Source organism: Moorena sp. SIO3I6, assembly GCF_010672095.1.
The window spans coordinates 1-1,899 of sequence record NZ_JAAHHU010000947.1; the positions used below are offsets into that span (position 1 = coordinate 1).

At 46.7% G+C, this 1,899-nt stretch carries 3 protein-coding genes; all 3 read left to right on the forward strand.

All coding sequences use genetic code 11. From position 1 onward, the window contains the following. Positions 1–190 precede the first annotated feature (190 nt). The 3 genes from F6K49_RS44780 (at position 191) to F6K49_RS44790 (ending at position 1,859) form a co-directional block, all read left to right on the forward strand. Positions 191–595, forward strand: coding sequence for a hypothetical protein (locus tag F6K49_RS44780; RefSeq protein ID WP_293108483.1), 405 nt, complete (start codon positions 191–193; stop codon positions 593–595). A 135-nt stretch (positions 596–730) separates the two neighbouring features. Beyond that, positions 731–889: a hypothetical protein gene (locus F6K49_RS44785; RefSeq protein ID WP_293065865.1), complete on the forward strand. Its 159-nt coding sequence runs from the start codon at positions 731–733 to the stop codon at positions 887–889. A gap of 70 nt (positions 890–959) precedes the next feature. Continuing rightward, the gene (locus F6K49_RS44790; protein WP_293108488.1) at positions 960–1,859 is read left to right on the forward strand and encodes a ribonuclease HI family protein; all 900 of its coding nucleotides are present in this window, start codon (positions 960–962) and stop codon (positions 1,857–1,859) included. Positions 1,860–1,899: the final 40 nt, after the last annotated feature.

The following is a 1,899-nucleotide window of genomic DNA, read 5'->3' on the forward strand; positions in this document are numbered from 1 at the left end:
CCTTTGTGGTACTTATATTTCCTACTCAGTTACTTTAAAAGGCTGGTTATCACCCTTAATCTGGTGGATGATTCGCCCCTACGTGGCGCGGGTGGTATTTGAATTAGCCCAGGCTGCCGAGCAGGTCAGAGCAATCTAATACCGAGTTGCATTCAAAGATAGTAGATTGGTTGGATCGGGAGATGGGGAGATGGGGAGATGGGGAAATAGGGAGATGGGGAGATCTCACAGGGGTAGGTTTTTTACATTTGGGTCGGGAGTCGGGAATCGGGAATCGGGAATCGGGAATCGGGAATCGGGAATCGGGAAAAGCGGGAAATGGGGAGAATTATTCCGGAAATTATTGTGTATTTTGATACATATTTTTAGGAATTTATACGTAGCGATGCAGCGCGGTCTTGGGGAGGCAGCGCCGCCAAAGGGGGTTCCCCCCATGAGCGACTGCCGTGGTTTCCCCCATGAGCGACTGCATCAAGACAATCAAAGTACATACTTGCCCCTTTGTAAAAAACCTACCCTTGTAAGGATGGGGAGATGGGGAGATGGGGAGATGGGGAGAAGAGAAAGTTATCTGTTATACCAGAAATTGGTATAAACCTATAGCTATGGCTCTTTGCCGAAAAGGGTAACTTGCGCGATCGCATCCCCGTAGCCCGTTAGCCCGTTAGCTGAATGCTGAGCAATAATAACACCACTTTCCGAGAACTTTAGGGTACCTAAATCAATAATTGTGATAATTTTTGTTCCCGACTCCCGACTCCCGACTCCCGACTCCCGACTCCCGACTCCCGACTCCCGACTCCCGACTCCCGACTCCCGACTCCCATTAACCCAGCACGAAAACCCTCACCTCATTAAGAACTGCTATACCTTATTATATGTAGGCTAGAATTCCCTTCTTAAGAGGCATTTGGCGATGCTCTGTAGGAGCTGCTGGGTGAACGCAAAAGCGAATCTAAATGAACAACCAATCAGTCAACGTAACAGCTAAAAAGACTAACAACAAAATTACTATCCTATTTGATGGGGGGTCTCGTGGAAATCCTGGAATAGCCGGTGCTGCTGCTATTATTAAACAACCGGGAGCTCAAACCATTAGGGTTAGTCAATTTTTCCCTCATGCTACCAACAATCAGGCCGAATATACTGGAGCCATTCTTGGCTTGGAGAAAGCCTTGGAAATCGGTGCTGGCCAGGTAGTCCTAAAAGGAGATTCTCAACTAGTTATCAATCAGCTTAAAGGTACCTGGAGAGTTAAAACACCCCACTTACGACCGTTATGGACAAAGGCTAAGTCACTGCTGAATCAGTTTGACTCTGTTCAATTGGAGTGGATTCCCCGAGCACAGAATTCAGAAGCCGATGCCGCTGCGAATCAGGCTATGGATCAACGCCAAGGGGTTAACGCTGTCAGAAAGAACCCAACTGGGTTGCCCAAGGCTAAACCTGCTGTACCAAAACTGGCTAACCAGTCCTCTGAGTTGCCCAAGGCTAAACCTTCTTTAGCAAAACTGGCTGAGCAGTTCTCTGAGTTGCCCAAGGTTCAACCTCTACCAAAACTTGCTAACCAGATCTATGAGCTGATTGCGATGGGAACAAAGGCTGGATTTAAAGATTTCTTAAACTTGAAAAGTGGTCGGGATGAGTTGACTAGCAAGCGATTCCCCACCCTAAAGGAAATGGTACCTAGTGCTGTTCAAAATGCGATCGCATCGGCTATGGCTGAAGCCGATGAATCTACCTTAGCCAAGGTATACCGCTGGTATCTCAGAGGATTACCCGCAGACTTAGCAATTAGAAAAGTCCAGGTCGATTTAGAAGTATCTGAAAATATTATCCAGCGTCGTCAAAAAAAATAACCAAACCCTTTAATTATAACACATAATTATCGCTCTAGCA